31 protein-coding genes are annotated in these 26,408 nt (G+C 71.6%); 8 read left to right on the forward strand and 23 right to left on the reverse strand.

The window, feature by feature from the left end; translation table 11 throughout:
• Positions 1-25: 25 nt before the first annotated feature.
• From AB0F52_RS29235 to AB0F52_RS29250, 4 genes are read left to right on the forward strand one after another with little or no spacing between them, the layout of a single operon-like run.
• Complete coding sequence (locus tag AB0F52_RS29235; protein WP_360177852.1) at positions 26-949, forward strand: 1,4-dihydroxy-2-naphthoyl-CoA synthase; 924 nt, start codon at positions 26-28, stop codon at positions 947-949.
• Between the two features lies 1 nt (position 950).
• The gene (gene menE, locus AB0F52_RS29240) at positions 951-2,075 is read left to right on the forward strand and encodes an o-succinylbenzoate--CoA ligase (protein WP_360178250.1); all 1,125 of its coding nucleotides are present in this window, start codon (positions 951-953) and stop codon (positions 2,073-2,075) included.
• A 51-nt stretch (positions 2,076-2,126) separates the two neighbouring features.
• Positions 2,127-2,264, forward strand: coding sequence for a hypothetical protein (locus AB0F52_RS29245; RefSeq protein ID WP_360177855.1), 138 nt, complete (start codon positions 2,127-2,129; stop codon positions 2,262-2,264).
• Positions 2,265-2,314: 50 nt separating this feature from the next.
• On the forward strand, positions 2,315-3,187 hold the full coding sequence (locus AB0F52_RS29250) for a 1,4-dihydroxy-2-naphthoate polyprenyltransferase (RefSeq protein ID WP_360177858.1): 873 nt from the start codon (positions 2,315-2,317) through the stop codon (positions 3,185-3,187).
• Here the strand turns inward: AB0F52_RS29250 and AB0F52_RS29255 are convergent.
• From AB0F52_RS29255 to AB0F52_RS29265, 3 genes are read right to left on the reverse strand one after another with little or no spacing between them, the layout of a single operon-like run.
• The gene (locus AB0F52_RS29255; RefSeq protein ID WP_360177861.1) at positions 3,184-4,269 is read right to left on the reverse strand and encodes a PLP-dependent cysteine synthase family protein; all 1,086 of its coding nucleotides are present in this window, start codon (positions 4,267-4,269) and stop codon (positions 3,184-3,186) included. The genes AB0F52_RS29250 and AB0F52_RS29255 overlap by 4 nt on opposite strands.
• Positions 4,266-4,547, reverse strand: coding sequence for a DUF4229 domain-containing protein (locus tag AB0F52_RS29260; RefSeq protein WP_103337318.1), 282 nt, complete (start codon positions 4,545-4,547; stop codon positions 4,266-4,268). The genes AB0F52_RS29255 and AB0F52_RS29260 overlap by 4 nt, the downstream gene beginning before the upstream one ends.
• Positions 4,548-4,558: 11 nt before the next feature.
• Positions 4,559-5,032, reverse strand: a complete 474-nt coding sequence (locus tag AB0F52_RS29265) for an Lrp/AsnC family transcriptional regulator (RefSeq protein ID WP_308678144.1) — start codon at positions 5,030-5,032, stop codon at positions 4,559-4,561.
• Between the two features lie 277 nt (positions 5,033-5,309).
• Here AB0F52_RS29265 and AB0F52_RS29270 point away from each other — a divergent pair, with 277 nt between their 5' ends.
• Entirely contained in the window at positions 5,310-5,522 is a 213-nt protein-coding gene (locus AB0F52_RS29270; protein ID WP_086837800.1) for a BldC family transcriptional regulator, read from the forward strand.
• 143 nt (positions 5,523-5,665) lie between these two features.
• Positions 5,666-5,851 (forward strand): hypothetical protein, encoded by a 186-nt coding sequence (locus tag AB0F52_RS29275; protein WP_103337315.1) that lies wholly within the window; start codon positions 5,666-5,668, stop codon positions 5,849-5,851.
• A gap of 120 nt (positions 5,852-5,971) precedes the next feature.
• Here AB0F52_RS29275 and AB0F52_RS29280 read toward each other — a convergent pair whose 3' ends face one another.
• From AB0F52_RS29280 to hemL, 7 genes are all read right to left on the reverse strand, one after another.
• Positions 5,972-7,348 (reverse strand): AAA family ATPase, encoded by a 1,377-nt coding sequence (locus AB0F52_RS29280; protein ID WP_360177866.1) that lies wholly within the window; start codon positions 7,346-7,348, stop codon positions 5,972-5,974.
• A 75-nt stretch (positions 7,349-7,423) separates the two neighbouring features.
• Positions 7,424-8,392, reverse strand: coding sequence for a c-type cytochrome biogenesis protein CcsB (gene ccsB / locus AB0F52_RS29285; RefSeq protein WP_360177869.1), 969 nt, complete (start codon positions 8,390-8,392; stop codon positions 7,424-7,426).
• A 3-nt stretch (positions 8,393-8,395) separates the two neighbouring features.
• Positions 8,396-9,991: a cytochrome c biogenesis protein ResB gene (locus AB0F52_RS29290; protein WP_360177872.1), complete on the reverse strand. Its 1,596-nt coding sequence runs from the start codon at positions 9,989-9,991 to the stop codon at positions 8,396-8,398.
• On the reverse strand, positions 9,988-10,761 hold the full coding sequence (locus tag AB0F52_RS29295; RefSeq protein ID WP_360177875.1) for a cytochrome c biogenesis CcdA family protein: 774 nt from the start codon (positions 10,759-10,761) through the stop codon (positions 9,988-9,990). The genes AB0F52_RS29290 and AB0F52_RS29295 overlap by 4 nt, the downstream gene beginning before the upstream one ends.
• 404 nt (positions 10,762-11,165) lie before the next feature.
• Positions 11,166-11,726, reverse strand: coding sequence for a TlpA disulfide reductase family protein (locus AB0F52_RS29300; protein WP_360177878.1), 561 nt, complete (start codon positions 11,724-11,726; stop codon positions 11,166-11,168).
• Positions 11,723-12,349, reverse strand: a complete 627-nt coding sequence (locus AB0F52_RS29305; protein ID WP_360177881.1) for a histidine phosphatase family protein — start codon at positions 12,347-12,349, stop codon at positions 11,723-11,725. Before AB0F52_RS29305 ends, AB0F52_RS29300 begins: the two co-directional genes overlap by 4 nt.
• Complete coding sequence (hemL, locus tag AB0F52_RS29310; RefSeq protein WP_360177884.1) at positions 12,346-13,647, reverse strand: glutamate-1-semialdehyde 2,1-aminomutase; 1,302 nt, start codon at positions 13,645-13,647, stop codon at positions 12,346-12,348. Before hemL ends, AB0F52_RS29305 begins: the two co-directional genes overlap by 4 nt.
• 60 nt (positions 13,648-13,707) lie before the next feature.
• On the opposite strand from hemL, the gene AB0F52_RS29315 reads away from it, so the two are divergent.
• A complete protein-coding gene (locus tag AB0F52_RS29315) occupies positions 13,708-14,184 on the forward strand; it encodes a TspO/MBR family protein (protein WP_360177887.1) in 477 nt (158 codons plus the stop codon).
• A 6-nt stretch (positions 14,185-14,190) separates the two neighbouring features.
• Here AB0F52_RS29315 and AB0F52_RS29320 read toward each other — a convergent pair whose 3' ends face one another.
• The 9 genes from AB0F52_RS29320 to AB0F52_RS29360 form a co-directional block, all read right to left on the reverse strand.
• Positions 14,191-14,766 (reverse strand): hypothetical protein, encoded by a 576-nt coding sequence (locus AB0F52_RS29320; protein WP_360177890.1) that lies wholly within the window; start codon positions 14,764-14,766, stop codon positions 14,191-14,193.
• Positions 14,767-14,777: 11 nt separating this feature from the next.
• Positions 14,778-15,983, reverse strand: a complete 1,206-nt coding sequence (locus AB0F52_RS29325) for an ABC transporter permease (RefSeq protein ID WP_360177893.1) — start codon at positions 15,981-15,983, stop codon at positions 14,778-14,780.
• A complete protein-coding gene (locus AB0F52_RS29330; RefSeq protein ID WP_360177896.1) occupies positions 15,980-16,684 on the reverse strand; it encodes an ABC transporter ATP-binding protein in 705 nt (234 codons plus the stop codon). Before AB0F52_RS29330 ends, AB0F52_RS29325 begins: the two co-directional genes overlap by 4 nt.
• Positions 16,681-17,982, reverse strand: coding sequence for an HlyD family efflux transporter periplasmic adaptor subunit (locus AB0F52_RS29335; protein WP_360177899.1), 1,302 nt, complete (start codon positions 17,980-17,982; stop codon positions 16,681-16,683). The genes AB0F52_RS29330 and AB0F52_RS29335 overlap by 4 nt, the downstream gene beginning before the upstream one ends.
• A 62-nt stretch (positions 17,983-18,044) precedes the next feature.
• Complete coding sequence (locus tag AB0F52_RS29340; protein WP_360177902.1) at positions 18,045-18,383, reverse strand: hypothetical protein; 339 nt, start codon at positions 18,381-18,383, stop codon at positions 18,045-18,047.
• 13 nt (positions 18,384-18,396) lie between these two features.
• Positions 18,397-18,843 carry a hypothetical protein gene (locus tag AB0F52_RS29345; protein ID WP_360177905.1) on the reverse strand — a complete coding sequence of 149 codons (447 nt, stop codon included), beginning with the start codon at positions 18,841-18,843 and terminating at the stop codon, positions 18,397-18,399.
• The gene (locus AB0F52_RS29350) at positions 18,840-19,376 is read right to left on the reverse strand and encodes a hypothetical protein (protein WP_360177908.1); all 537 of its coding nucleotides are present in this window, start codon (positions 19,374-19,376) and stop codon (positions 18,840-18,842) included. The genes AB0F52_RS29345 and AB0F52_RS29350 overlap by 4 nt, the downstream gene beginning before the upstream one ends.
• A 17-nt stretch (positions 19,377-19,393) precedes the next feature.
• Complete coding sequence (hemB, locus tag AB0F52_RS29355) at positions 19,394-20,365, reverse strand: porphobilinogen synthase (RefSeq protein WP_360177911.1); 972 nt, start codon at positions 20,363-20,365, stop codon at positions 19,394-19,396.
• Positions 20,366-20,621: 256 nt separating this feature from the next.
• Positions 20,622-20,858: a hypothetical protein gene (locus AB0F52_RS29360; RefSeq protein ID WP_360177914.1), complete on the reverse strand. Its 237-nt coding sequence runs from the start codon at positions 20,856-20,858 to the stop codon at positions 20,622-20,624.
• Positions 20,859-20,940: 82 nt separating this feature from the next.
• Between AB0F52_RS29360 and AB0F52_RS29365 the strand changes: the two genes are divergently transcribed.
• Positions 20,941-21,147: a hypothetical protein gene (locus tag AB0F52_RS29365; RefSeq protein WP_360177917.1), complete on the forward strand. Its 207-nt coding sequence runs from the start codon at positions 20,941-20,943 to the stop codon at positions 21,145-21,147.
• 52 nt (positions 21,148-21,199) lie between these two features.
• Here the strand turns inward: AB0F52_RS29365 and AB0F52_RS29370 are convergent, their stop codons facing one another.
• The 4 genes from AB0F52_RS29370 to AB0F52_RS29385 form a co-directional block, all read right to left on the reverse strand.
• Complete coding sequence (locus tag AB0F52_RS29370; protein ID WP_103337296.1) at positions 21,200-22,732, reverse strand: bifunctional uroporphyrinogen-III C-methyltransferase/uroporphyrinogen-III synthase; 1,533 nt, start codon at positions 22,730-22,732, stop codon at positions 21,200-21,202.
• 80 nt (positions 22,733-22,812) lie between these two features.
• A complete protein-coding gene (gene hemC, locus AB0F52_RS29375; protein WP_360177920.1) occupies positions 22,813-23,742 on the reverse strand; it encodes a hydroxymethylbilane synthase in 930 nt (309 codons plus the stop codon).
• A 20-nt stretch (positions 23,743-23,762) separates the two neighbouring features.
• Positions 23,763-25,070 (reverse strand): glutamyl-tRNA reductase, encoded by a 1,308-nt coding sequence (locus tag AB0F52_RS29380; RefSeq protein WP_360177923.1) that lies wholly within the window; start codon positions 25,068-25,070, stop codon positions 23,763-23,765.
• Positions 25,067-25,990, reverse strand: a complete 924-nt coding sequence (locus tag AB0F52_RS29385) for a redox-sensing transcriptional repressor Rex (RefSeq protein ID WP_360178253.1) — start codon at positions 25,988-25,990, stop codon at positions 25,067-25,069. Before AB0F52_RS29385 ends, AB0F52_RS29380 begins: the two co-directional genes overlap by 4 nt.
• Between the last annotated feature and the right edge of the window lie 418 nt (positions 25,991-26,408).

The raw sequence follows: 26,408 nt of genomic DNA on the forward strand, positions 1-26,408 counted from the left end.
GTCCACAGGTCCTATCCTCGCAAACGTGGATGACGCCCGAGTTTCCGAGCTGTTCGACCCCGCCGCGTGGACCGAGGTCGAAGGTTTCGCCTTCACCGACATCACCTACCACCGTTCCGCTGAGAACCATGGCGGCAAACGCGTGGTGCGCATCGCGTTCGACCGTCCGGAGGTCCGCAACGCCTTCCGGCCGCACACCGTCGACGAGCTCTACCGGGCCCTCGACCACGCCCGGATGAGCGCCGATGTCGGATGTGTCCTGCTCACCGGGAACGGCCCGTCGCCCAAGGACGGCGGGTGGGCGTTCTGCTCCGGTGGTGACCAGCGTATTCGCGGACGCTCCGGGTATCAGTACGCGAGCGGCGAGACCTCCGACACGGTGGACCCCGCGCGGGCCGGCCGGCTGCACATCCTCGAGTGCCAGCGGCTCATCCGGTTCATGCCGAAACCCGTGATCGCGGTGGTGCCGGGCTGGGCCGCGGGCGGCGGGCACTCCCTGCACGTGGTGTGCGATCTCACGCTCGCCTCGGCCGAGCACGCGAAGTTCAAGCAGACCGACGCCGACGTCGGCTCGTTCGACGGCGGCTACGGCTCGGCCTACCTGGCGAAGATGGTCGGCCAGAAGTTCGCCCGCGAAATCTTCTTCCTCGGCCGCGAGTACTCCGCCGAGCAGATGCACCGGATGGGCGCGGTGAACGCCGTCGTGCCGCACGCCGACCTGGAAAAAGAGGCGCTGACCTGGGCGTGGGAGATCACGCGCAAGTCGCCGACGGCGCAGCGGATGCTGAAGTACGCGTTCAACCTCACCGACGACGGCCTGGTCGGCCAGCAGCTGTTCGCCGGCGAAACCACCCGGTTGGCCTACATGCAGGACGAGGCCGTCGAAGGCCGTGACGCCTTCCTCCAGAAGCGCGACCCCGACTTCAAGGACGTCCCCTATTACTACTGAGCTGCTCCCGGTCCACCTCGACGGCTCGCCCGAAGCCCTCGGCACGCTGAACAGAGCCGTCGCGGAGGCGCTGGACGGTGGCCCGGCGGTCCTGCCGTTCACCGACCCCGCCCTGCGCGACGCGATGGCGCCGGACGAGCCCGCCGAACCGGGCACCGCCGTGGTCATCGCCACCTCGGGCTCGACGGGCGCACCCAAGGGCGTGCTGCTGTCGGCCCGCGCGCTGACCGCGTCCGCCGAGGCCACGCACGCCCGGCTCGGCGGCCCGGGGCACTGGCTGCTGGCCACCCCGGCGCACTACATCGGCGGGCTGCAGGTGCTGGTCCGGTCGCTGCTGGCCGGGACGACCCCGGTGCACCTGACCGGCACCGGCTTCCGCCCGGACGACTTCGCGGCCGCGGCGGCCCGGCTGCCGGGCGGCCCGCGGTACACGGCGCTGGTGCCCACCCAGCTGGTCCGGCTGCTCGACGACGGCGGCGCGGGGCTGGCCGCGGCGAAGACGTTCGACGTGATCGTGGTCGGCGCGGCGGCGACCTCGCCGGCCCTGCGTGAGCGCGCCACGGACGCCGGGGTGCGGATCGTCCCCGCGTACGGGATGAGCGAGACGGCCAGCGGCTGCGTCTACGACGGCGTCCCCCTCGACGGCGTCCGCGTCGACCTCTCCGGTGACCGGATCCGGATCGCCGGGGACGTCCTCGCGCACGGCTACCGGCGCCGGCCGGACCTGACGGCGGAGTCGTTCGCGGACGGCTGGTTCACGACGTCCGATCGGGGGGTCCGGCACGACGACGGCCGCATCGAGGTCCTCGGCCGGGCCGACGACATGATCAACACCGGTGGCGTGAAGGTGTCGGCGAACGCGATCGAGCGGTGTCTCTGCGCGCAGCCCGGGGTGCGGGACGCCTGCGTCGTCGGCGTGCCGGACCCGGAGTGGGGCGAGGCCGTGGTGGCGCTGGTCGTCCCGCGGGGTGAGCACGGCGACCTCCGCGCGGCGGTCCGCGCGGAACTGGGCGCCGCGGCGACGCCGAAGCGCATCGAATTCGGCTCCGAACTGCCGCTGCGCGGGCCGGGCAAGGTCGACCGGGCGGCGGTGAAGGCCCAGCTGGCACCGGGCGCGACCGGCTGAATGGCGGCACTTCGTTGACACGCAGAGGGTGCGCCCGCTTGGCTACTCACCATGAGGCGCTGGATCAGAACTGCTCTCGTCGCCACGGCCGTCGCGCTGGGCGTCCTGCTGCCCGCGAGCGCGGCTCTCGCCGAGGGCGTGGACCCGAACAGCGGCTCGCTCGTCTGGGAGATGCCGACCTCGGACTGATTGCCCGGGTTCGGCGTCCAGGCGTGATCACCATGGCGTTGAATGGCGCCATGGCGAGCTTGAGCGAGTGGATCGAAGGGGCCCGGCCGCGGACGCTGCCCAACGCGGTGGCGCCGGTGGTGGCGGGCGTCGGCGCGGCGATCGCGCTGGACGCGTTCTCCTGGTGGCGTTCGGCGCTGGCGCTGCTGGTCTCCCTCTCGCTGATCATCGGCGTCAACTACGCCAACGACTACTCCGACGGCATCCGCGGCACGGACGAAAACCGCGTCGGCCCGCTCCGGCTGGTCGGCTCCGGCGTCGCCGCCCCGAAGGCCGTGCTGACCGCCGCGCTGATCTCCCTGGGCCTGGCCGGGGTGCTGGGGCTGGTCCTGGTGGCCGTCAGCGGGCACTGGTGGCTGCTGGGGATGGGCGCGCTGTGCATCCTCGGCGCGTGGTTCTACACCGGCGGGAAGAAGCCCTACGGCTACTACGGCTTCGGCGAGATCGCCGTCTTCGTGTTCTTCGGCTTGGCCGGCGTCCTCGGCACGGTGTACGTCCAGGCGGGCCGGGTGAGCTGGGCGGCGCTGGGGTGCGCGGTCGCGGTCGGCTGCTTCTCGACGGCGGTCCTGACGGCCAACAACCTGCGTGACATCCCGACCGACGTCGAAGCGGGCAAGCGCACCTTGGCCACCCGCTTGGGTGACAAGGGCACGCGACGGCTCTACCTGGTGCTGATCGCCGTGCCGTACGTGCTCACCCTTGTCCTGGCTGTCGCCGGGTACGGGCTGGTGGCGCTGGCCACGCTGACCATCCCCGCGTTGCTCCCGGCGGTGGGCGCGGTCCACGGCGGCAAGACCGGGCGCGAGCTGATCCCCGCGCTGCGGGACACCGGCTTCACCATGCTGCTGTGGGCCGTGGCCACCGCGGTCGGCCTGAACACCTAGCCCTCCGGGAGGAACTTCCCGGTCGTCAGGAACTCCTCGAACAACGCCGTGTGCGGGGCCAGGTCCAGGTTCTGCTCGGCCACCCACTCGTCGTTGTAGTAGGTGTGCGCGTACCGCTCGCCGCCGTCGCACAGCAGCGTCACGACGCTGCCCGCCTGGCCGTCCTCGACCATCCGGGCGATGAGCCGGAACGCGCCGTAGAGGTTGGTGCCGGTCGAGCCGCCCGCCCAGTGGCCGGTCCGCTCGCGCAGCAGCCGGATCGCCGCCAGGGAGCCGGCGTCGGGGATCTGGAACATCTCGTCGATGACGCCTGGGACGAACGACGGCTCGCAGCGCGGCCGCCCGATGCCCTCGATCCGCGACGGCATGCCGGTGCCGTAGTCCAGCGCCCCGGTCTCCCAGGCGCCGTAGAACGACGAGTTCTCCGGGTCGACGACGCAGACCTTCGTCGTGTGGCGCTTGTAGCGGACGTACCGGCCGAAGGTCGCGCTCGTCCCGCCGGTGCCCGCGCCGACGACGATCCACGTCGGGATCGGGTGGCGCTCGGAGCGCATCTGCGCGAACACCGACTCGGCGATGTTGTTGTTGCCGCGCCAGTCCGTCGCGCGCTCGGCGTAGGTGAACTGGTCGAGGTAGTGCCCGCCGCACTCGGCGGCGAGCCGCTCCGCCTCGGGGTACATCGCGGGGGCCGTGTCGACGAAGTGGCACTCGCCGCCGTAGAACTCGATGAGCGCGACCTTCTCCTTCGACGTGCGCCGGGGCACGACGGTGATGAAGCGCAGGCCGAGCATGCGGGCGAAGTAGGCCTCGGACACCGCAGTCGACCCGCTGGAGGCCTCGACGAGCACGGTGTCCGGCCCGATCTGGCCGTTGACGAGCCCGTAGAGGAACAGCGACCGGGCCAGCCGGTGCTTCAGCGAGCCGGTCGGGTGGACCGACTCGTCCTTGAGGTACAGGTCGATGCCCCATTCCGGGGGCAGCGGGAAGACGTGCAGGTGGGTGTCGGCGCTGCGGTTGGCGTCGGCCTCGATGATCCGGACGGCCTCGCGGACCCAGCTGCGGTTGTGCGGGCGGCGGCTCACTCGGGCTGTCCCTCGCCGCGCAGCTGCGCGCGCAGCTCGGCACGGGCGCGGGCGCGCTTCTCGTTGCGCTTCGCCAGCCCGGCGGTCACGCGGGCGTTGAGCGGGCGGAACAGCAGCAGGCCGAGCGGCAGCCCGACGACCAGGCCGATCACCAGGGCGACCAGCAGCGGCACCCCGGTCAGGGACAGCCCCCACGCGATCACCCCGACCAGCACGAACCGCGCCAGCAGGTACAGCGTCAGGTCACGGGGCAGGTGGTCGGCCTTCACGTCGCTCACATCAACGCAGGCTACGCCCCGCCAAGCCGGTCCTTCTGCAGGCCCGCGTTGTTCGGACGGCCCTCGAACCGCGTCGAGAGCACCACGGTGGTGTTCGTCCGCCCGACGCCGGGGATGCGCCGCAGCCGGCCCAGCGTGCGCTCCAGCTCGTCGACGGTCGACACGCGCACCTTGACGACGAACGCCTCGTCGCCGGCCACCGCGTAGCAGCTCTCGACCTCGTCGAGCTCGGCGAGCGCGTCGGCGACGTCGTCCTCCGTGGCCGTGTCGGTCGGGTGGATGCTGACGAGGGCGGTGACGCCGAGCCCGACCGAGCTCGGGTCGACGACCGCGTGGTAGCCGGTGATCACGCCGGCGGCCTCCAGCTTTCCCACGCGCTCGTGCACCGACGACGCGGACAGCCCGACGGCTCGTCCGAGATCGGCATAGGTGGCCCGTCCGTTGATGCGCAACGCTGCGATGATCTTCCGGTCCAACTGATCCACGGGGATCACTCTATGCGGTTGGACAATCCCCCATTGGCACCACGCCTCGCCGCCGGTGCCCAGGGGAGGGACGTCCTCGCACGTCACGTCACCGGACGGTAGCCGCCACGACGCACAATCTGTCCGTTTTGACCTTTAAGGGCTCTTTACTCGCGGACAACCGTTCGAGTACCCGACGGGTGAAGTGCAACGATTGCCTTGTTGGCTACCCCGGCGCGACGGGCCAGAAGGCCCGGACGCCTCCGGTATAGCAGTGAGTTCGTTAAGGAGGCGGAAAATGACCGCGACGATGGGCGGACGCCTGCTCACCCCTGGCGAGGTGGCAGCGCTGTTCCGAGTGGACCCCAAGACGGTGACGCGGTGGGCGACCGCGGGGCGGATCGGCTCGATCCGGACCCCGGGCGGGCACCGGCGGTTCCGGGAGTCCGAGGTGAACGAGCTCCTCGCCGAGCTGACCACCGACGCCAGCGAACCGGCGCGCACCGCCTGAACCATCCGGACGCCAGGGCCGTGTCGGGTACGGGAACCACCCCGTCCCGGCACGGCCTTCGTGCTTCGGTGACCACTTCAGGCCCACCACACGGCCGGAGAGGTTAACCTCGGGGGACAGGCAGCCATACGGAAGGATCCGGCATGCTCGCTCTGCTCGCGGCGGTCGGCGCGCTGGTCGTCGCCCTGCTCCTGTGGCGGTCGTTCGCCGGCCAGCGGATCGGGGTGCCCTCGGCTCCGCGCCGCGTCACCCTCGCCCCGGACGACGACCCCGACTTCCTGCGCCAGCTGGCCGAACAGCAGCGCAAACGCCGGGACGAAGACCTCTAGAAAACCCTTTACCTTCGCCCGCCTACCGGCCCGTCCCCGGACGCAGTGAATGACTCATTCCTTGCGTCCGATGCAAGGAATGAGTCATTCACTGCGTTGGGGTCAGGCCGGTAGGCCGGGTCAGCGGTAACCCTGTGAGAGCGGGGTCGCGAAGCCGTCGGCGACGGTCGCGGCCAGCTCGAGCAGGGCCAGGCGGGTGTCGCCCGACAGGCGGTCCAGCTCGATCTCGGCGCCTTCCTCCAGGTGCGGGTCGAACGGCACCTTGCAGACCGCCCGGACCTTCGCGCCGAAGTGCGCCGAAAGCTTGTCGAGGTCGACCGAGCCCCCCTTGGGCCGGACCGAGTTGATCACCGCCACCGAGCGCTTGACCAGCTCGCCGTAGCCGTGGGCTTCGAGCCAGTCCAGCGTCGCCGAGGCGCTGCGGGCGCCGTCGACCGAGCCGGACGAGACCACGACCAGCGCGTCCGCGACGTCCAGGACGCCCTTCATCGCCGAGTGCATCAGGCCGGTCCCGCAGTCGGTGAGCACGATGTTGTAGAAGTGCTCCAGCAGGTTGACCGTGCGCCGGTAGTCGTCCTCGGAGAAGGCCTCCGACACGGCCGGGTCCTGCTCGCTGGCCAGGATCTCCAGCCGGCTCGAGCCCTGGGACGTGTAGGACCGGACGTCGCTGTAGCGCGTGATGCGGGCGGCGTCACGCAGCAGGTGGCGGACCGTCGCGGTCGTCTCCAGCGGGATCTTCTGCGACAGCGTGCCGCGGTCCGGGTTGGCGTCGACGGCGACGACGCGGTCGCCGCGCAGGGACGCGAACGTCGAGCCCAGCGTCGTCGTCACCGTGGTCTTGCCGACGCCGCCCTTGAGCGACAGCATCGCGATCTTGTAGCAGCCGCGCAGCGGCTGGTTGACCCGCGCGATGAGCTCGCGGCGGCGGGTGTCCGCCGGGCTCTCCCCCGGGTTGACCAGCTTCCCGGTGCCGACGTAGAGCGCCTTGCGCCAGCCGGACTGCGGGGGCCGCCTGGTCTGCTTGACCAGGTGTGCGGTCGACAGGTCGTGGCCGTGGCCCGGCTGCGGCTGCGGGGCCGCGTGCCGGCCGCCCTGGGGCTGCGGCAGCCCGGACGGCTGCTGGTGCCCGGGCGGCGGCTGCTGCGGGTACTGGGCGTTGGCCTGGTACTGCTGCGCCGGGTCGCCGTACTGCGGCTGCAGCGGCGGCAGGTTCTGGTCGTAGCCGTAGGGCACCTGGTGCGGCCCCGACACGGCCGGATTGGGCACCTGGTGGGGCCCCGACACGGCCGGATTGGGCACCTGGTGGGGCCCCGAGACCGCCGGGTTGACCGGCGGCGCCACCGCCTGCGTCGGCTGCACGTCGAACGCCCCCGATGCCTCGGGGTGCGGGTGCGAGTCCGTCCGATCGTCGGCGAACAGGCCCGGCTGCGGTGCCGCAGCGGCCGGTTCAGCCTGTTCGGGGTGGCCTGGAGCCGATTCTTCGCTGGGTCCGGTCACCGGTGAAAACCTCCACGCGCTCCGCCTGACACTCCGCCCCCGGTGACGACGGTAGTCGGCGGACGCGCGGGCTGCTCAGCCCACCCCGGCGTAGGAGTGCAGGCCCGCGGTGACGAGGTTCACGAAGAACAGGTTGAACACGATCGCGGCGAACCCGACGATGTTGATGGCCGCGGCCCGCGCGCCCCGCCAGCCCGCGGTGGCCCGCGAGTGCAGGTAGGCCGCGTAGACCACCCAGGCGATGAAGGCGACGGTCTCCTTGGGGTCCCAGCCCCAGAACCGGCCCCACGCCGACTCGGCCCAGACCGCGCCGCAGAGGACGCCGAAGGTGAACACCGGGAAGGCGAAGATGGTGGTCCGGTAGGCGATCCGGTCGAGGACGTCGGCCGACGGCAGCTTCGAGGCGAACCGGGCGAACTTCGTGCCGTCCTTTTCGAAGGCCGCGCGGAACAGGTACAAGACGCTGGCCACGCCCGGCACGAGGAAGACGCCGGAGCCGATGATCGCCGCCGAGACGTGGATGACCAGCCAGTACGACTGCAGCGCGGGCTGCACCGGGGCAGCGGTCGTGTACAGCAGCGTGCCGTTGATGAACATCAGGATCACGACGGGCAGCAGCAGGAAGCCGGTGAGGTGCCGGACCGGGAACTTCGCCAGCACGATCAGCCAGGTGAGGACCGTGATGAACGTGACGGCCATGCCGTACTCGTACATGTTGCCCCAGGGCGCGCGGTGCACGGCGAGGCCGCGCAGCACGATCGCCGAGAGCTGCAGCAGCGCGCCGAGCACGAGCAGCGACGCGCCCATCCGGCCGATCCGCTCGGGGCGGCCGACCTCGCGCTGGGCGGCGGGGACCTCGTCGACCGGTGGCCCGCCGGCGCCGACGAGCTCGCGCGCCCGCAGCTTGGCGCGCTCGGTGGCGAGCCGGCCCTTGGCGCCGAAGCCCTGCTCGACCAGCGTCATCATCAGCGCGACGACGTAGATCGCCGCGGCGGTCGTGTACAGCCAGTCGCTGTAGGTCGACAGCGTCTCGTTGATCGGCATGCCTCAGCCCTTCTGACCACTGATCAGGCGTTCACTGACCCGCTGGAACTCTTCGCCGTACCCGGCCTGGTCGGTGCGGGCCAGCCCGGCGACCTCGATCACGGTACCCGGGTCGCCCGGCGTCCCCGGCTTCACCCGCACCCACAGCCGGCGGCGCTTGACCAGCAGGGACGCGCCCAGGCCGAGGAACATCGCGATGGCGAACCCGAGCACGAACCCCTGCGTCGGGTCGTGGGAAACCTGCAGGGAGACCCACTCGCCGACGCCGTCGAAGCGGACCTTCGTGCCGTCGTCGAGCTTGAGCTCCTGGCCGACCTTCAGGTTCTCGCGGGCGACCTTCTTCAGCCTGCCGTCGTCGACGAGGGTCTGGTCGACCTCGAACACCGACTGGCCGCGCCCGGCGTCGAGGCCGAGGTCACCGCGCAGGACGTCGACGGCGACGGCGGGGTCCTTCGCCTCGGGCGCCGACGACGTCAGGACGTTGCCGTGGAGGAACGCCGTGGGGGCGAACAGGCCGGTGACGGCCAGCTGGCGGGTCCGCCGCTGCACCTCGTCGGTGATGCCGGGCTGGTCGAACTTCGTCGCGCCTTCGGCGAGCATCGTGGTCGGGTCGACCGTGCGCCACTGGGTGTTCTGGGTGCGCTGCGAGCCGTCCGGGAAGGTGACCGTGAACTTCGGCGAGTAGCCGTGCCCGAGCAGGTAGACGCGGTCGCCGGCGGTGCGCAGCGGCGAGTTGACCTCGAGGCCGTACGGGCGCCAGGTGCCCGTCTCGAGGTCCGGGCCGGACTGGTACTCGATGTTCGAGTGGTAGTAGTCGGGCTGGCCCGACTCGGTGTAGCGCGCGGTGAAGTCGTTGACCTTCACGCAGAACGGGTCGAGGTCGGTGCCGTCGACGCGCAGCCCCGCGTTGAAGGAGTCGTAGTTGTAGATGCCGGCGTTGCAGAAGCCGTCGCCGTTCGCCTGGACGATGACCTGGCCTTCGTAGCCGTAGAGCTTGCCGAGGGCGAAGAAGACGATCAGGCCGAGCATGCTGAAGTGGAAGACGAGGTTGCCGGTCTCGCGCAGGAACCCGCGTTCCGCCGAGATCGTGCGGGCGCCGTCGGCTTCCTCGCGTTCGATGCGGCGCCAGCCGGAAAGCTGCTTGTGGACGGCCGCGATCTCGGCGGTGGCATCGGCTTCGCCGCGGCCGAGCCGGTAGTGCGGCATCCGCGCCAGGTTGCGCGGCGTCAGCACCGGCTTGGCGCGCATCGCCTTGACGTACTCGAAGCTGCGCGGCGTCAGGCAGCCGATCAGCGAGATCATCAGCAGCAGGTAGATCGCCGAGAACCAGATGCTGGAGTAGACGTCGTAGAACTCGAGCTTGTCGAGCAGCGTCCCCCACCACCCGTGGGCGGCGATGTACTCGGCGACCTTGGGCGCGTTGAGCTTCCGCTGCGGCAGGAGCGCGCCCGGCAGGGCGGCCAGGGCGAGGAGGAACAGCAGGACGAGCGCGGTGCGCATGGACGTCAGGCCGCGCCAGGTGTTGCGCAGGAAGGCGAAGGTGCGCTTGGCGGGCGTGGGGCCTTGCGGGGTCTTCGGGGGCGCCTCGGTGGTCGTCACAGGGGCAGCCTCAGGTCGATGGCGAGTTCGTTGCGGATCCAGCCCATCAGATCTCCCCAGACGCCGGTGACCAGCAGGAGGCCGACGATCAGCAGCAGCACGCCGCCGAAGACCTGCACCTGGCGGCCGTGCCGGCGGACCCAGTCGGTGGCGCGCACGGCCCACCGGGCGCCGAGCGCGATGAGCAGGAACGGCAGCCCGAGGCCGAGGCAGTAGACGGCGATCAGCAGGTACCCGCGGGCCGCCGCGCCGCCGGTCGCGCTGGCCAGGGTGGTGACGGCGGACAGCGTCGGGCCGATGCAGGGCGTCCAGCCGAGCCCGAAGATCGCGCCGAGCAGCGGGGCACCCCAAACACCGCCGCGCGGGACGTGGTGCGAGCGCACCTCGCGCTGCAGGCCGGGGATCCAGCCGAGGAACACCAGCGCCATCGCGATGGTGAGCACGCCGCCGAGGCGCTGCAGCAGGTCCTGGTTGAGGGTGAGGGTCGCGGTCAGCCAGACGAGCGTGCCGAAGGTCGCGACGAACACGACGGTGAACCCGAGCACGAACAGCAGCGCGGCCCCGACGACGGCCCACCGGCCCTGCTTGCGCTCTTCATCGGCGCTGACGGCGGGGGCATCGGCCCCGACGAGCGCGGCGAGGTAGGCGAGGTAACCCGGCACGAGCGGCACGACGCACGGCGAGGCGAAGGAGATCGCGCCGGCGAGCAGCGCGACACCCGCGGCGAGCAGCAGCGGTCCGGAGATCGCCAGCTCGGTCACGGAGTTCACCCCGTTGAGGGTAGGCAGTGAGGTCCTGGTGAGAACGCCGGGGCCGCTTCACAGGACCTCGGTCACAGCAGATCAGGACCTTGGTCCCGGGGGTTTCGGGGGTTGTGGCACGGGTGGCCGGGTTTCTGGTGCCGGGCTCGGGCCGTGGTTCGGTCGCGGGTCCGCGCTGCTGCGGCGAGGTTGCGGCCCGGGATGGCCCGATTCCGGGCCGACCCGGCACGACAGGACCCGATTCCGCCTGATTCATCCACAGCCCGGCTGAGTTGTGGATGACTCCGCTTTCCGACCGGCGATTTCGGGGTTCTGTCGTACTCCGCCGATAAACTGGACCAGGGAGGTCCCCCCAAGGGAAGGGCGGGCCGCGCTCCCGAGCCCGCCGGCCGTGCCGCCCCGGCCAACCCCGCTCAAGCCTCCGCGGTCAGCCGCTGCGTCACCGGGAGCAGGTCCTGGGCCAGCACCGGCCGCAGGAACACCGCCGCCACGCGGTGCTGCTTGTCCAGCACGATCGTCGACGGGATGATGTTGCGCGGGTAGCCGCTCAGCTTGAGCAGCACCCGGCCGTCCGGGTCGTAGATCGACGGGTACGTCAGCTGCCGGTCGCGGACGAAGTCCTGGGCCACCTCGCGGGCCGGGTCGCGGACGTCGATGCCCACCACCTGGACGCCCTGCTTCGCCAGCGACTCCATCTCGGGCGCCTCCGTGCGGCACGGCCCGCACCACTGGCCCCACAGGTTGAGCACCACGACCTTGCCCGCGTAGTCCGCCAGCGACAGCTGCTTGCCCTCGTTCATCAGGTCTTCGCCGGCCAGGACCGGGGCCGTCTGGCGCTGGGCGGCGTCGTAGGTGATGTCGATCTTGCCGCCCGGGGAGACGAAGCTGAAGCTGCTCCCCTGCACCACCGCGTCCTTGCCCGCGCTGCAGCCGGCCAGCGCCAGTGCCGCGAGCACCACCCAGACCAGCCTCATGCCCCGGTCACCTTCGGGTCGGTCGCGCCCGCCGGCTCGCTATAGACGATCTCGCGCAGCTCGTCGCCCTCGAACACCAGCGACGTCAGGGACGCCAGCGAGCACTGGCGGCGCCGCGGGTCGTGCCACAGGCGCTTGCCCTCGAGGAACCGCCGCAACGTCCAGATCGGCAGCTGGTGCGAGACGCACAGGGCCTCATGACCGAGAGCCGCCTCGCGGGCCCGGTGGACCGCGCCGAGCATCCGGTGGGCGATCTCGAGGTAGGGCTCGCCCCACGACGGCTTGAACGGGTTCACCAGCTTCGGCCAGTGCTTGGGCTCCCGCAGCGCGCCGTCGCCGACCGCCACGTGCAGGCCCTCGAACTGGTTGCCCGCCTCGATCAGGCCCTCGTCGGTCGCGATGTCGAGCCGGTGCGCGGCGGCGATCGGGGCCGCCGTCTCCTGCGCCCGCTGCAACGGCGAGGCGACGACGTGCACGAGGTCGTGACCGGCGACGGCCTCGGCGACCGTGAGTGCCTGCCGCTGCCCACGCTCCGAGAGCCGGTAGCCGGGCAGCCGGCCGTAGAGGATCTTCTCCGGGTTGTGCACTTCGCCGTGACGCAGCATGTGGACGACGGTGGTCACTGGACGGCCCCAGCCGCTGCGCGCGCCGCCGCGGGCAGCGCCGCTTCGATCACCGAGAACGCTTCGTCGTCCATCGCCGCGTTGACGAACCACGCCTCGTACGCGCTCGGGGGCGCGTACACGCCTCCGTCGAGCAACGCGTGGAAGAACGGCGGGAAGCGCCACGTCTCGGACCCCTGCGCGCCGGCGTAGTCGCGGACCGGCGTCTCACCGAAGAACACGCTCACCAGGTTGCCCGCGTACTGGACGTTGTGCGCGACCCCCGCTTCGAGGAGCGCGGCGTGGAAGAGGTTGCCGAGGCGCTTCGCGTTGGCGTCGAGAGCCGCGTACACGGCGTGGTCGGCCGCGCGCAGCGTCGCGAGGCCCGTGGCCACCGCGACGGGGTTCCCGGAGAGCGTCCCGGCCTGGTAGACCGGCCCGCCCGGGGCGAGCTTGGCCATCACGTCGGCGCGGCCGCCGAAGGCCGCCGCCGGCAGCCCGCCGGACATCACCTTGCCGAACGTGTAGAGGTCGCCGGCCACGCCTTCGAGGCCGAACCAGCCCGCGTGCGAGACGCGGAACCCGGTCATCACCTCGTCCATGATCAGCAGCGCGCCGTGCTCGTGCGCGATCTCGCGCAGCCCGGCGTTGAAGCCGTCGTCCGGCGCGACCGCGCCCATGTTCCCGGCCGCCGCCTCGGTGATCACCGCGGCGATCTCGCCCGGGTTGTCCACAAAGGATTTCCGGACCGCGTCGAGGTCGTTGTAGGGCAGCACCAGCGTGTCCGCGGCCTGTGCCCCGGTGACGCCCGGCGAGGTCGGCAGCCCGAGCGTCGCGACGCCGGAGCCGGCCTGCGCGAGCAGCGCGTCGACGTGACCGTGGTAACAGCCGGCGAACTTCACGATCTTCGACCGGCCGGTGAACCCCCTGGCCAGCCGGATCGCGCTCATCGTGGCCTCGGTCCCCGAGTTGACCAGGCGGACCTGCTCGACCGGCTCGACCCGGCCGATGATCTCCTCCGCCAGTTCGACCTCGCCGATCGTCGGGGTGCCGAACGAGAGCCCGGACGTCGCCGCCCGGCGCGCCGCCTCGACGACCGCCGGGTGCGCGTGCCCCAGGATCATCGGGCCCCAGGACGACACCAGGTCGACGTAGCGGTTGCCGTCGGCGTCCCACAGGTGCGGGCCCTCGCCGCGGACCATGAACCGCGGCGTGCCGCCGACCGAGTTGAACGCCCGCACCGGCGAATTCACCCCGCCCGGGATGGCCGCCTTCGCGCGGTCGAACCATGCCTTGGACTGCTCGGTTCCAGTGCTCACCCCTCCAGTCTCGCAAACCCGCCTAAGATGACGGGCAGCCGCCCGGGAGGGGAACAGCCGGTGACCGAACGCGCCCCGCACCGCAACCCGTGGCTGATGCTGGCCGGGTTCCTGGGCGTCGTCGCCGTGGTGGCCGTGGTCGGCGGCCTGGCCGCGACGTCGGCGAGGGCGGTCTACGCGCGGCTCGAGCAGCCGGCGTGGGCGCCGCCCGCCGCCCTGTTCGGTCCGGTGTGGACGGTGCTGTACGTCACCATCGCGGTGGCGGGCTGGCTGTACTGGCGGACCGACGGCGAGACGCGCGGGTTCGCCGCGTACGGCATCGGCCTGCTGTTCAACCTGCTCTGGACCCCGCTGTTCTTCGAGGGCGGCGCGGCCGGGCTCGCCCTGGCCGACATCGTGCTGCTGGACGTCGTCGTGGTCGTGACGATCGTCCTGTTCGGCCGCCGGTCGAAGGCCGCCGCCGCGCTCCTGGTGCCCTACCTCGCCTGGATCCTCTACGCGACGGCGCTCAACACCGCGATCCTCGTCCTGAACTAGCTGGAACTAGCGCCCGGCCTCCTGGGTGATGGCCTGCGCGGTCACCGTGCCGTCGCTGCCCGCCTGGCCCTGGACGACGACCGTCGCGCCCGGCTTGAGGTCCGACAGCTTGCCCTGCTGGGTCACCCCGACCGTGGTCGAGTCCGATGTGGACACCTTGACGTCGGCACCCTGCGCGGTCTTCACGTAGACGGTGGTGCCGTCGACGTGGTCGACCGTGCCCGTGGTGCCGCGGCCGCCGCGGAACCCGCTGCCCTGCTGGCCGGTGCCGCCGGGCTGGCCGGTGCCGCCCTGGGCGCGGGCCTGACTGCCCCCGGCAGTGCCGCCGGGGCGCGTGGGCGTGGCGGAGCCGAACGCCGCGTGCGTCCAGGCGCCGCCGCCGAACGCGATCGCGAACACGACGAGCCCGGCGAGCACCAGCGTCGTGCGGGAAAACGGCTTCGCGGCCCGGCGCATTTCGGCGTTGAGGTCACCGTCGACCGCTGGGCTGGCGACGATCTGCTCCGCGGTCGGCTCGACGGCGGGCAGGATCGCCGTCGGCTCGTCACCCGGGACGGGCGGCGTCTGGGTGGAGGAAGACATGCGGGAACTCCTTATTCGTGACGCAACGCATCGATGGGCCGGAGCTTGGCGGCCCGGTTCGCCGGGAAGCTGCCGAAGAACAGCCCGATCAGGGCGGATACCGCGAAGGCGAGCAGGATCGACGAGGGCACCACGACGGGTTTGATCCCGGAGATGGTGAACCGGCTGCCGATCACCCCGATCGCGACGCCGAGCAGGCCGCCGAACAGGCTGAGCATGGTCGCTTCGGCGAGGAACTGGCCGAGGATGGCCGAGCGCGGGGCGCCGATCGCCTTGCGGATGCCGATTTCGCGGATCCGCTCGGTCACCGTGACGAGCATGATGTTGGTGACGCCGATCCCGCCGACCAGCAGCGAGATCGCCGCGACCGCCCCCAGCAGCACGGTGAACGTCTCGGTCGCCGACGTCCGGGTCGCGAGGAGCTGCTCGGAGTTCTGGATCTGGTAGTCCGGCGTGCCGCCGAGCCGGACGCCGTGGCGGGCGTTGAGGATCGCGGTGATCTCGGACTGGGCCAGCGAGACGGAGTCGGCGCTGGTGGCCTGGACGGCGATCTGGCTGAGGCTGCCGTAGCCGGCGAGGGAGTTCTGGACCGCCGAAATCGGCGCGATGGCGACGTCGTCGGCGTTCTGCAGCCCGGTGCTGCCCTTGGCCTGCAGCACACCGATCACGGTGAACTGGATGCTGTTCAGCAGCACGTTCTTGCCGACCGCGTCCGTGGCGGTGCCGAAGATCGACTCCGCGGTCGTCGGGCCGAGCACGACGACCTTCCGCGCGGCCGTGACGTCCTCGCTCGTGAACAGCTGCCCCTGGGCGAGTTCGCGGTTGGTCGTGGTGAAGTACGCGGGTTCGGTGCCGGCGACGCTGGAGATGTCGTAGGACGTCTGCCCGTAGGTCGCGGTCGCCGTCGTGTTGACCACCGGCGAAGCGGCCTTGACGTCCGGGGCGCCGACGGGGTCGACGAGCGCGTGCGCGTCCTGGACGGTCAGCGGCCGCGCCGCCGCGCCCTGCCCGCCGCCGCGGGCCGGGGAGACGTTGACGACGTTGGTGCCGAGGCCCTGGATGCTGGCCGCGATGGCCGCCGACGCGCCGTTGCCGACCGCGACCAGCAGGATCACCGCGGCGACGCCGATGGTGATGCCGAGCGTGGTGAGGGCCGAGCGCAGCTTGTTCGCGGTGAGCCCGCGCACGGCGAACCGCAGGATTTCGAGGAGGTTCACCGGACCGCTCCCACCGCACGCGTGGTTTCGTCCGACACGATCAGCCCGTCGTCGACCCGGACGACGCGGTGCGCGTGCTCGGCGACCTCGTCCTCGTGCGTGATGACGACGATGGTGCGGCCGAGGGAGTTGAGCCGGTCGAACACGCCGAGGACGTCCTCGGTGCTGCGCCGGTCGAGGTTGCCGGTGGGCTCGTCGGCCAGCAGCATCGCCGGGCCGGTGACCAGCGCCCGCGCCACCGCGACGCGCTGGATCTGGCCGCCGGAAAGCTCGCTCGGGAGGTGCTTGGCCCGGTCGGACAGCCCGACCATGTCGAGCGCCGCGAGCGCGCGGCGACGGCGCTCGGACCGCTTGAGTCCACTGTAGACCAAAGGAAGTTCCACATTGGACAAAGCGGACGTCCGAGGCACCAGGTTGAAGGACTGGAAGATGAACCCGATCTTCCGGTTGCGCAGCAACGCCAATTGCCGTTCGTTCAGCTTGCCGACCCCGAAGCCGTCCAGGAGGTACCGGCCGGACGTCGGCACGTCCAGGCAGCCCAGCATGTTCAGCAGCGTGGACTTCCCCGAACCGGACGCGCCCATGATCGCGACGTACTCGCCGGGCCACACGGTGAGGTCGACGCCGCGCAGCGCGTGCACCGCCGTCTCGCCGGCCCCGTAGGTCTTGCGCAGTCCGGAGACCGCGATCACCGGGTTCATCCGCGTCCGCCGAAGCCGCCGCCGGCGCCGGTGCCGCGCTGGCCGCCGCCCGGGAAGCCACCGGTTCCGCCGCCGGGGAACCCGCCGGTGCCCCCGGTACCGCCGGTGCGCCCGGTGCCGCCCGTGGTCCCGGTCGAGGCCGTCCCTGTGAGCACGACGTTCTCGCCTTCGGTCACCCCGGAGGTGATCTGGACCGTCGACTCGCCGCGCAGCCCGACCTGCACCTGGCGGGTGACGTTCTGCCCGTTTTCCTGCACGGTGACGAGGTTGGTGCTGCCGACGGTCTGCACCGCCGCGGCCGGCACGCTCAGCGCGTTGTCCGCCTCGGCGACGGTGATCACGACGCTCGTCGACTGGCCGGGCCGCAGCCCGTCCGGCGGGCTGGTCAGGGCCAGCTGCGCGCCGTAGGAGACGACGCTGCCGCTGGTGGTCGGGGTCAGGTTGACGCTCGACACGGTGGCTTGGACCGGCTTGTCCGGCAGCGCGTTGAGCGTCACCGTGGCCTTCTGCCCCGCCTTGACCTTGCTGACGTCGATCTCCGCGACCGAGGTGTTGACGACCAGGCCGGTCAGGTTCGTGATGGTGATGAACCCGGAGCTGCTGCTACTGCTACTGCTGCTCGATGCGGCGGCGCCGGAATTCGTCGAACCCTGGCCGCCTTGGCCGCTGCCGCTGCTCGAAGACTGGCTCGTGGCCGAGGACCCGCTGGAGGACTGCTGCCCGACCGCGCCGCTGATCGCGGTGACCGTGCCGGCGCCGGGCGCGTAGAGGGTCGTGTTGTCGAGCGTCTGCTGCGCGGTCTGGACGTCGAGCTGGGCCTGGTCGAGTTTCGCCTGCGCCGACGTGACGTTGTTGGCCGCGGTCTGGGCGCTGTTCTGGCTGTTTTGGTTGTTCTGCCCGGTGGCCGGGGTGTCTTCGGCCGTCTCGGCGGTGTCGAGGGCGTTCTGGGCGACGGCGAGGTTCGCCTTCGCGACCTGAAGCTGCTTCGCCGCCTGGGTGCTGTCGACGGTGGCGAGCTTCTGCCCGGCACTGACGACGTCACCGACCTTGACGTCGATCGAGGTGACCTTGCCCGCCGTCGCGAAGTTCGCCGCGCCGGTGTAGCTGCTGGCGAGGGTCCCGGCGGCGGAGACGGTCTCGGTGACCGTCGCCCGGCGGACCGGGGTACCGCGCGACTGGGCCTGCGCCGAGCTCGGTTCGGGGCTGAATGCCTGGTATATCCCGAATCCGGCCCCGGCCAGCAGGACAACCAGGGCTCCGTTGATCACCCATGCCTTCGAGGCACGCACGCGCGTCATGCGGCAACCTTCGTGCCGCTGCTTAGCAATGGACTGTTGGTTACCTGTGCGCCAGCTGTGTATCAGGCCTTGGTCTTGGTACTCCGCGCACGGATGGCGAGCGCCAGCTGACGCACCGCGTCGACCAGCAGCAGCGCGGCCACGGTCCCGAGCCCGATGGCGGCGGCGAGCAGCCCGCCGAAGTACCGGTGCGACTCGAGCACGGCCCCGTCCTCGGTCCGGGTGACGACGGTGGCGACGCTGCTGTGCCAGCACGAGTAGGCGGCCCAGCCGGCGACGACGGCGAGCACGACTTCCACGGCGGCGACGAACGTCCGCCATGGCTTGTGCAGCCGCGCACGCGGGCCGGGTTCTTCCGGCGGCCAGAGCTCGGCCCCGGTGGGCTGCGGAAGGTCGATCACACCGGGGATTTTCTCATGCTTCGCGCGGCGTCGCCCGGACGAGCCGGTCCAGCGCGTCCTGGAGGGCCTCGACGTCCTTCGCCCACGCCAGCACGACCGTGCCGTCGGCCAGCCGCACCGGCAGCGAGTCGTACTTGCGCGGCACCGACCAGCCGCCGCCCAGCACGCGCGCGCCGACCGGCGTCCCGACGTCGGTGACCGAAGCCAGCTGCGCGGCCGGCACCTTCTCCCGGCCCTGCCGCAGCTGCTCGGTCGTCACCTCGAGGGACAGGAACCGGCGGCGCGCGTACACCCACGGCATCGTGATGACGGCCAGCGCGAACCCGACCATCAGCCAGCCCACCACGTGCACCGGGCCGCCGGTGACGAGCTCCGCCAGCGCGCCCACCAGGGCGAAGACCGGCCCCCACCCGATCGCCGCCCAGCTCACCCCGGACTCGGCGTAGAGCCGATCGCTCACAGCTTCTTGCCGACCTTGGGGAAGTAGCCGCTCACCGAAGGCAGGTACAGCAGCACCAGCGCGATCACGAAGAGCAGCACCGCGACCAGCGTCAGGTAGGTGAGCACCGGCGCGAAGGTGAAGATCAGCAGCACCATCACGATCGGCAGCACGGTCAGCACCGTCCGGGCCGAGCGGGTGCCTTCGCGGGCCTTGTACGCGAAGAGGAGGAACAGCAGGCTGAACACGGCCGACCCGACGAGGAGGAACCACAGCATCGCCGTGACGCCGTCCGCGATCATCTGCGGCGTGATCTTCGGGTCGGTCGTCCCCTTGACGTACCGGTCGATGACCGCGGACTTGCCGGCCATCAGCTGGACGTACCCCAGGATCAGCACGACGCCACCGGCCAGCCAGAGCCAGAACGACACGGCCACCGGACGCGGGGGTGCCGCCTTCGGGGCCCGCTCGCCGGGGAGCACCGGGTCGGGCGACCGGCCGAGTTTGCGCCGTTCGTCGTCGGTCAGACCCGTGAGGTCCTCTTTGTCTTCCACGCGTGGACTCTAACGGGTCAGTCCAGCCAGGCAGCGGCTTCCGCGGCCCAGTAGCTCAGGATGAGATCCGCACCCGCGCGGCGGATCGACGTCAGCACCTCGAGGACCGTCCGCTCGCGGTCCAGCCAGCCGTTCGCCGCCGCGGCCTCGACCATCGCGTACTCGCCCGAGATGTTGTAAGCCGCCACCGGGACCGGGGAGATGTCCGCGGCCGCCTTGATGACGTCCAGGTAGGCCAGCGCGGGCTTGACCATGATCATGTCCGCGCCCTCGGCGAGGTCCAGCTCGATCTCGCGCAGTGCCTCGCGGCCGTTGCCCGGGTCCTGCTGGTAGGTCTTGCGGTCGCCCTTGAGCTGCGAGTCGACGGCCTCCCGGAAGGGACCGTAGAACGCGCTGGCGTACTTCGCGGAGTACGCGAGGATCGCCGCGTCCTTGTGCCCGACCTCGTCGAGCGCCCGGCGGATGACGCCGATCTGGCCGTCCATCATCCCGCTCGGCCCGAGCACGTGCGCCCCGGCTTCGACCTGCGCGATGGCCATCTGGGCGTAGATCCGCAGCGTGGCGTCGTTGTCGACCCCGCCGTCGGCGTCCAGGACACCGCAGTGGCCGTGGTCGGTGAACTCGTCGAGGCAGGTGTCGGCCATCAGCACGGTGGCGTCACCCAGCTCCTGGCGCAGGTCGCGCAGGGCCACGTTGAGGATGCCCTTTTCGTCGACGGCTCCGGAGCCCTCGGCGTCGCGCTTGGCCGGGATGCCGAACAGCATGAGCCCGCCGACGCCGGCGTTGACCGCGTCGACGGCGGCCTTCCGCAGCGTGTCGCGGGTGTGCTGGACGACGCCGGGCATGCTCGAGATCGGCCGCGGCGCGTCGATCCCTTCGGCGACGAACATCGGGAGGATCAGCTGGCGTGGCCGCAGCGTCGTTTCGCCCACCAGCCTGCGCATGGCCGGGGTGGTGCGAAGCCTGCGGGGACGATGCTCGGGGAACACCCTTACCAAGTTACTCCCGCGGCTTTTGCCGCAGTTCCGCAAGGGTGCGCTTGACGCCGCTCTCGCGGAACCGCTTCGGTGCGAAAGGTGTACGTCGAACGCCTCCCCGTGCCCGCGCTGGCCGGCCTCGTGCGGACGGTCTGGGTCCAGCGCACCGGTGACGAGCGGCACCTGCCGACCGGCGGGATCGAGCTCCACTTCCCGGTCGGCGGCCGGCCCCGGCTGCTCGGCCCGCTGACCGCGGCGCGGCTCGAGATCATCCCGCCACGCACGAGCCGGCGTGCGGTTCCGGCCGGGTGCCACGCCCCCGCTGCCGGTGCCCCTCGACGACCTGGTCGACCAGCACGTCGACCTGGCGGACGGCCGCTCGGCCGAAGCCGTGACCACGGCCGGCTCCCCGGAGCGCGCGCTCGAGGTCGTCCAGGCCCGGCTGCCGGTGAAAGCGGTGGACCCGCTGGTCGCCGAGGCCGTGCGGCGGCTGATGCCGTGGCACCCGGTCGACATCGACACCTTGGCCGGAACCCTCGCGCTCTCCCCCCAGCCAGCTGCACCGCCGCTGCCTGCAGGCGATGGGTGTGAGCCCCAGGGTCCTCCAGCGGACGCTGCGGTTCCAGGGCTGCGAGTTCGCAGAGGCCCTTCGGATGCGCCTTCGGCGGGCTTCCGGCGAGGACCCGTACCTGGACATCTCCCGGCTCACCGAGGACACCGGCTTCAAGCCGCGGTTCGACATCGCGGCCTCGGTGGCCGACTACGTGGAGTGGCGCAAAGACAACCCCCGCTGAAACGAGCGAAGGCCGCCCCGGCGAACCGGGGCGGCCTTCGGCACGTCGAACCTCAGGAGCGGCGGGCCCGCTTCGCCTTGCGCGGCGGCGGCAGGGCACCTTCCGCGCGCAGCCGCGCGGCGTGCTCGGCCAGCGCGTCCACCAGGTGGGGGACGTCCGCCTTCTCCGGCTGGACGTCGACCCGGAGCCCGAACTCCACCGCGGTCTCGGCGGTCTTCGGGCCGATGCACGCGACCAGCGTGCGGGTGTGCGGCTTGCCGGCGATGCCGACCAGGTTCCGCACGGTCGAGGACGAGGTGAAGCAGACCGCGTCGAAGCCGCCGGTCTTGATCATCTCGCGGGTCTCGGCGGGCGGCGGGGCAGCCCGGACGGTCCGGTAGGCCGTCACGTCGTCGATCTCCCAGCCGCGCTCGCGCAGGCCGGCCGACAGCGTCTCGGTGGCGATGTCGGCCCGCGGCAGCAGCACGCGGTCGACCGGGTCGAGCACGTCGTCGTACGGCGGGAATTCGGCCAGCAGGCCTTCGGACGACTGCTCGCCCGAGGGGATCAGCTCCGGGATGATGCCGAACGAGCGCACCTTCGCCGCGGTCGACTCACCCACACAGGCGATCTTCACGCCGGAGAACGCGCGGGCGTCCAGGCCGAACTCCTCGAACTTCTCCCACACCGCGCGGACCGCGTTGGTGGAGGTGAAGACGATCCACTGGTAGCGGCCGTCGACCAGGCCCTTGACCGAACGCTCCATCTGGGCCGGGCTGCGGGGCGGCTCGACCGAGATGGTCGGCACCTCGTGCGAGGTCGCGCCGTGACCGCGCAGGCGCTCGGCCATCTCGCCGGCCTGCTCCTTGGTGCGCGGCACCAGGACCTTCCAGCCGTACAGCGCCCGCGACTCCCACCACGACAGCTTCGAGCGCTGCCCGGCGGCCTGGCCGATCGTGACGATCAGCGGGCCGACGAGCTCGCCGGCGTCGTTGGCGACCTTCTCGAGCGTGGTGTCGAGGGTGCGCTGGGTGTTGATGGTGCCGTTCGCGGTGACCGCGACCGGGGTCGACGCCGGGACGCCGTTGCCGGTCAGCGCCGACGCGGCCTCGGCCAGGTGCGCCGACGTCGCGTGCAGCACCAGCGGGCCGGGCGCGGCGGCCAGGGCCGCCCAGTCGACGTCGCCGCGGACGTCGACCTCGGTGTGCGTGCCGCCCAGGGCGACGCCCGCGTACGCGGGGACGGCCGCGGCCGGCGAGACACCCGGGATGACGTCGAACACGGCGCTCGTGCGCGCGACCGCCTGGACCTCGGCCACGACGGCCGGGGTGGTCAGCGGGTCGCCCGCGACCAGCCGCAGCACCAGCCGGCCGGCCTTGGCTTCGGTGGTCAGGTCCTTGGCGACCTCGGTGGCCTCGCCGACGGCGGGCCGGACCTCGGCGCCCTCGGCCGCCATGGCCAGCACGGACTGCGGCACGTCGGGGTCGGTCACCACGACCTCGGCCTTGGTCAGCAGTTCCTGGGCGCGGACGGTGAGCAGGCCGGCGTCGCCGGGCCCGGAGCCCACGAAGGCTACGCGCCCGGTGGTCTTTCGCGCGGGGGTCATCTGTGCGTTTCTCCTCTTGCGGCGGCCGTGCGGGATCGCCCGGCCACAGGTCTCCTACGTTCGGATGTGTGACGCCCAGGTCACTCGGCGGGACCGGAAAGTGTTCCGGCCCCTAGGTCCAGCAGCTCGGCGGCCAGGTCCTTGCCCAGCTGGGCGGCCTGGTCCTTGTCGGCCAGTGCGATGGCCCGGACCATGTCCACCGCACCTTCCTCGCCCTCGACCGCGGCGGTGCCGCGCAGCGAGATCCGTTCCACGACCTTGCCCTCGGCGTCGAGATCTTCGACGATCTCGGCGAGCGCGCCCACCGGCGCGCTGCACCCCGCCTCGAGCGCGGCCAGCAGAGCCCGCTCGGCCGTCACCGCGGCCCGCGTGCCCTCGTCGTCCAAAGTGGACCGGAGCAGCTGCTCGAGGTCCACGTCGGCGGCCCGGCACTCCACCGCGAGCGCACCCTGCGCGGGCGCGGGCAGCATCTGGATCGGGTCGAGGGTCTCGGTGATCGCCTCGACCAGTCCGACCCTGGCCAGTCCGGCACGCGCCAGCACCACGGCATCGAGCTCGCCGTCGGTCACCTTGCGCATGCGGGTGTCGATATTGCCGCGAATCGGCACGATTTCCAAACCGAGACCCAGCGCGCGCAGCTGCGCGGTGCGTCGCGCGGCCCCCGTGCCCACCGTCGAACCCGGCGGCAGCTCACCCAGCGTGAGCCCGTCGCGCGCGATCAGCGCGTCCCGCGGGTCTTCGCGGGGCGGCACGGCGGCCAGCGTGATCCCGGGCTCCGGCGCCGTCGGCAGGTCCTTGTAGGAGTGGACGATGACGTCGACCTCGTTGCGCAGCAAGGCTTCCCGCAGCGCGGAGGTGAACACGCCGACCCCGATCGTCGCGATCGGCGCCAGCGACTTGTCGCCGGGGGTGGTCACCTTGACGATCTCGACCTCGACGCCGGTGGCGCGCAGGGCGTCGGCGACGGTCCCGGTCTGGGTGAGCGCGAGCTTCGAAGCACGCGTACCCATACGAATGACTCTGGTCACTACTACTTCTTCTCTGGTGGGGGCTTCGGGCTCGCCACCGCGGCGGGCGCCTGCGGGTCGAGGCAGAACAGTTCTCGCAACGCGTTCGCGTAGTCGGTGTCGGCCGTCTCGGCGGCCAGCTGCTTGACCCGCACCGTCGGCGCGTGCAGCAGCTTGTCGACCACCCGGCGGACCGTGCGGCCGACCTCTTCGCGGACGGCGCCGTCCAGGCCGGGCAGGCGGTTGTCGAGCCGCAGCAGCTCGGCGTCGACCACCTCGGCCGCGCGGCGGCGCAGCGCGGTGACAGTCGGCGTCACCTCGGCGCTGCGCTGCCCGGCGAGGTAGTCGCGCACCTCGTCGAGGACGATCCCGGTCGCCTTGGCGGTCTGGCGCTCGGTGGTCGGCGTCCCCGCTTCGCGCATCCGGCGCTGGATGGTGGCCAGGTCGACCACCCGGACGCCGGCGAGCTCGCCGACCGCCGGGTCGACGTCCCGGGGCAGGCCCAGATCGCAGACGACGAGGTCCCGGCCGCCGCGCGGCAGCACGTGCCCGGGGCCGAAGACGGCGTCCTGCGCGCCGGTGCAGCAGATGACGATGTCGGCGTCACGGACCGTGCCGGCGACGGCGGACAGCGGGACCGCCCGGGCCGGCACGCCCTGCTCGGTGACGTTCGCGGCGAGCCGCCGGGCGCGGGCGTCGGTGCGGTTGGCCACGGTGATCTCGCCGATCCCGGCCTTCCGCAGCTGCGACGCGCTCAGCGCACCCATCGAGCCGGCGCCGACGATGACGGCGTGCTTGCCGGTGACGTCCCCGGCCGCGGCGAGCGCTTCGGAGACGACCGACGCGCCGAGCTGGTCGAGCCCGGTCTCGGTGTGCACGCGCTTGCCGACGCGCAGCGCGGTCTGGATCAGCTCGTGCAGCGTGCGGCCGACGGTGCCGGCCTCGCGCGCGGTGGCGTAGGCGGAGCGGACCTGGCCCAGGATCTGCGTCTCGCCGACGACCATCGAGTCCAGGCCCGAGGTGACGGAGAAGAGGTGCTCGACGGCGGCACCGGCGTAGTGCACGTACAGGCTGTCGTAGAGCTCGGCGGGTTCCATCCCGGCCTGGCGAGACAGCACTTCGGAGACGTCGTTGAGGCCACCGTGGAAGGTCTCGACGACCGCGTAGACCTCGATCCGGTTGCAGGTCGAGACGAGCATGACCTCACTGACGTGCTCGGCCTGCTGCAGCTCGTCGAGGATCTTGCCGATCTCGGGCACCGGCACCGCGACGCGCTCGAGCGTGCTCAGCTCCGCACTCCGATGCGAGAGACCGACCGCCAAGACGCTCATGAGCGCACCACCATTTCCCGTCCGCCGTCCGGACCCGTGCCGTTCCGCCTGCCGTTTCCATTGTCGGACGGCAGAACCGCACCGGGTAATCCGGAATTGCCCTGATTACCGGCGGCTAGGCCTTCACTGTCCGCTCGGCGGGCCACATGGAACGAGAGTATCTGCAGCTCCACGGCCAAATCCACTTTCCGGACCTCAATGTGAGCCGGAACTTGCAGCACGACGGGAGCAAAGTTGAGGATGCACTGGACACCGCCCGCGACCAGCCGGTCACACACCGATTGCGCCGCGGTGGGCGGGGTGGCGATCACGCCGATGGAGATGCCGCGTTCGGCGCAGATCCGGGGGATGTCGTCCATGTGCGAGACCGGGAGCCCGCCGACCGGCACGCCGATCAGGTCCGCGTCCAGGTCGAACAGCGCTTCGACCGGGAAGCCGCGCCCCGGGAAGCCGCCGTAGTTGGCCAGCGCGTGGCCCAGGTTGCCGATCCCGACCACGGCGACCTTGTGCTGCCGGGTCAGGCCGAGGATGCGCTCGATCTGGCTGACCAGCACGCCGACCTCGTAGCCGACGCCGCGGGTGCCGTAGGAGCCCAGGTAGGAGAGGTCCTTGCGCAGCTTCGCGGAATTGACGCCCGCGGCCTGCGACAGCTCTTCGCTCGAAACGGTCGTCGCGCCCTGTTCCGACATTCCGGACAACACCCGGAGGTAGACGGCCAGCCGCGCGACAGCGGCCTCGGGAATGGACTTCGCCCGGACGGCCTCGGGGGCATCCCCGTTGCGGCCCGGCTCACCCGCGGGTACCGCGGGCATTTCGGCGGTGGGAGCGTTGTCGGCGTCGGGGCCGGCCGGCCGGCGGGGACGCCGGGGCGCCCGCCCCGGGGAGTCCGCCGCGTCGCGCCTCCCCCGCTGTGTCACCACGCCGTCGTCTCCTGCCCGCTGTGCACGTCTGGCGGCCATCGCCATTCGGAACTGTGTCTTGACCCAGGACCCGGAGTCCGGTTCGATACCGGCTCGCTCCGGGCGATGGCCCTACGGTAGACCACTTGTGAATGCACGCACAAAGTCACTGGTCGGAGGCGGTTCCGGGGCGGTGGGAGCGCGACGGCGATCACGACACGGCGTCAGAATCCTTGCCCGGCAGGCACTTCCGGCTCCCGCGCGGATCGGCGGTGATCGAATGCCGCCCGGCGGCGCGGCCCCGGCCGCGCGGCGAGCGGCGCACCGGGCCCGGTGAACGGCTCCGGCGGGCCTGGGTACCGTCCCCGGTCAGCCGCTCGACGTGGCGGAATTAAGAGTTGGGCCACCCCGCGCGCCCCAGTTATGAGTGTCGGGATGA

This window comes from Amycolatopsis sp. NPDC024027 (genome assembly GCF_040638975.1).
In the GTDB taxonomy this organism is placed as follows: domain Bacteria; phylum Actinomycetota; class Actinomycetes; order Mycobacteriales; family Pseudonocardiaceae; genus Amycolatopsis.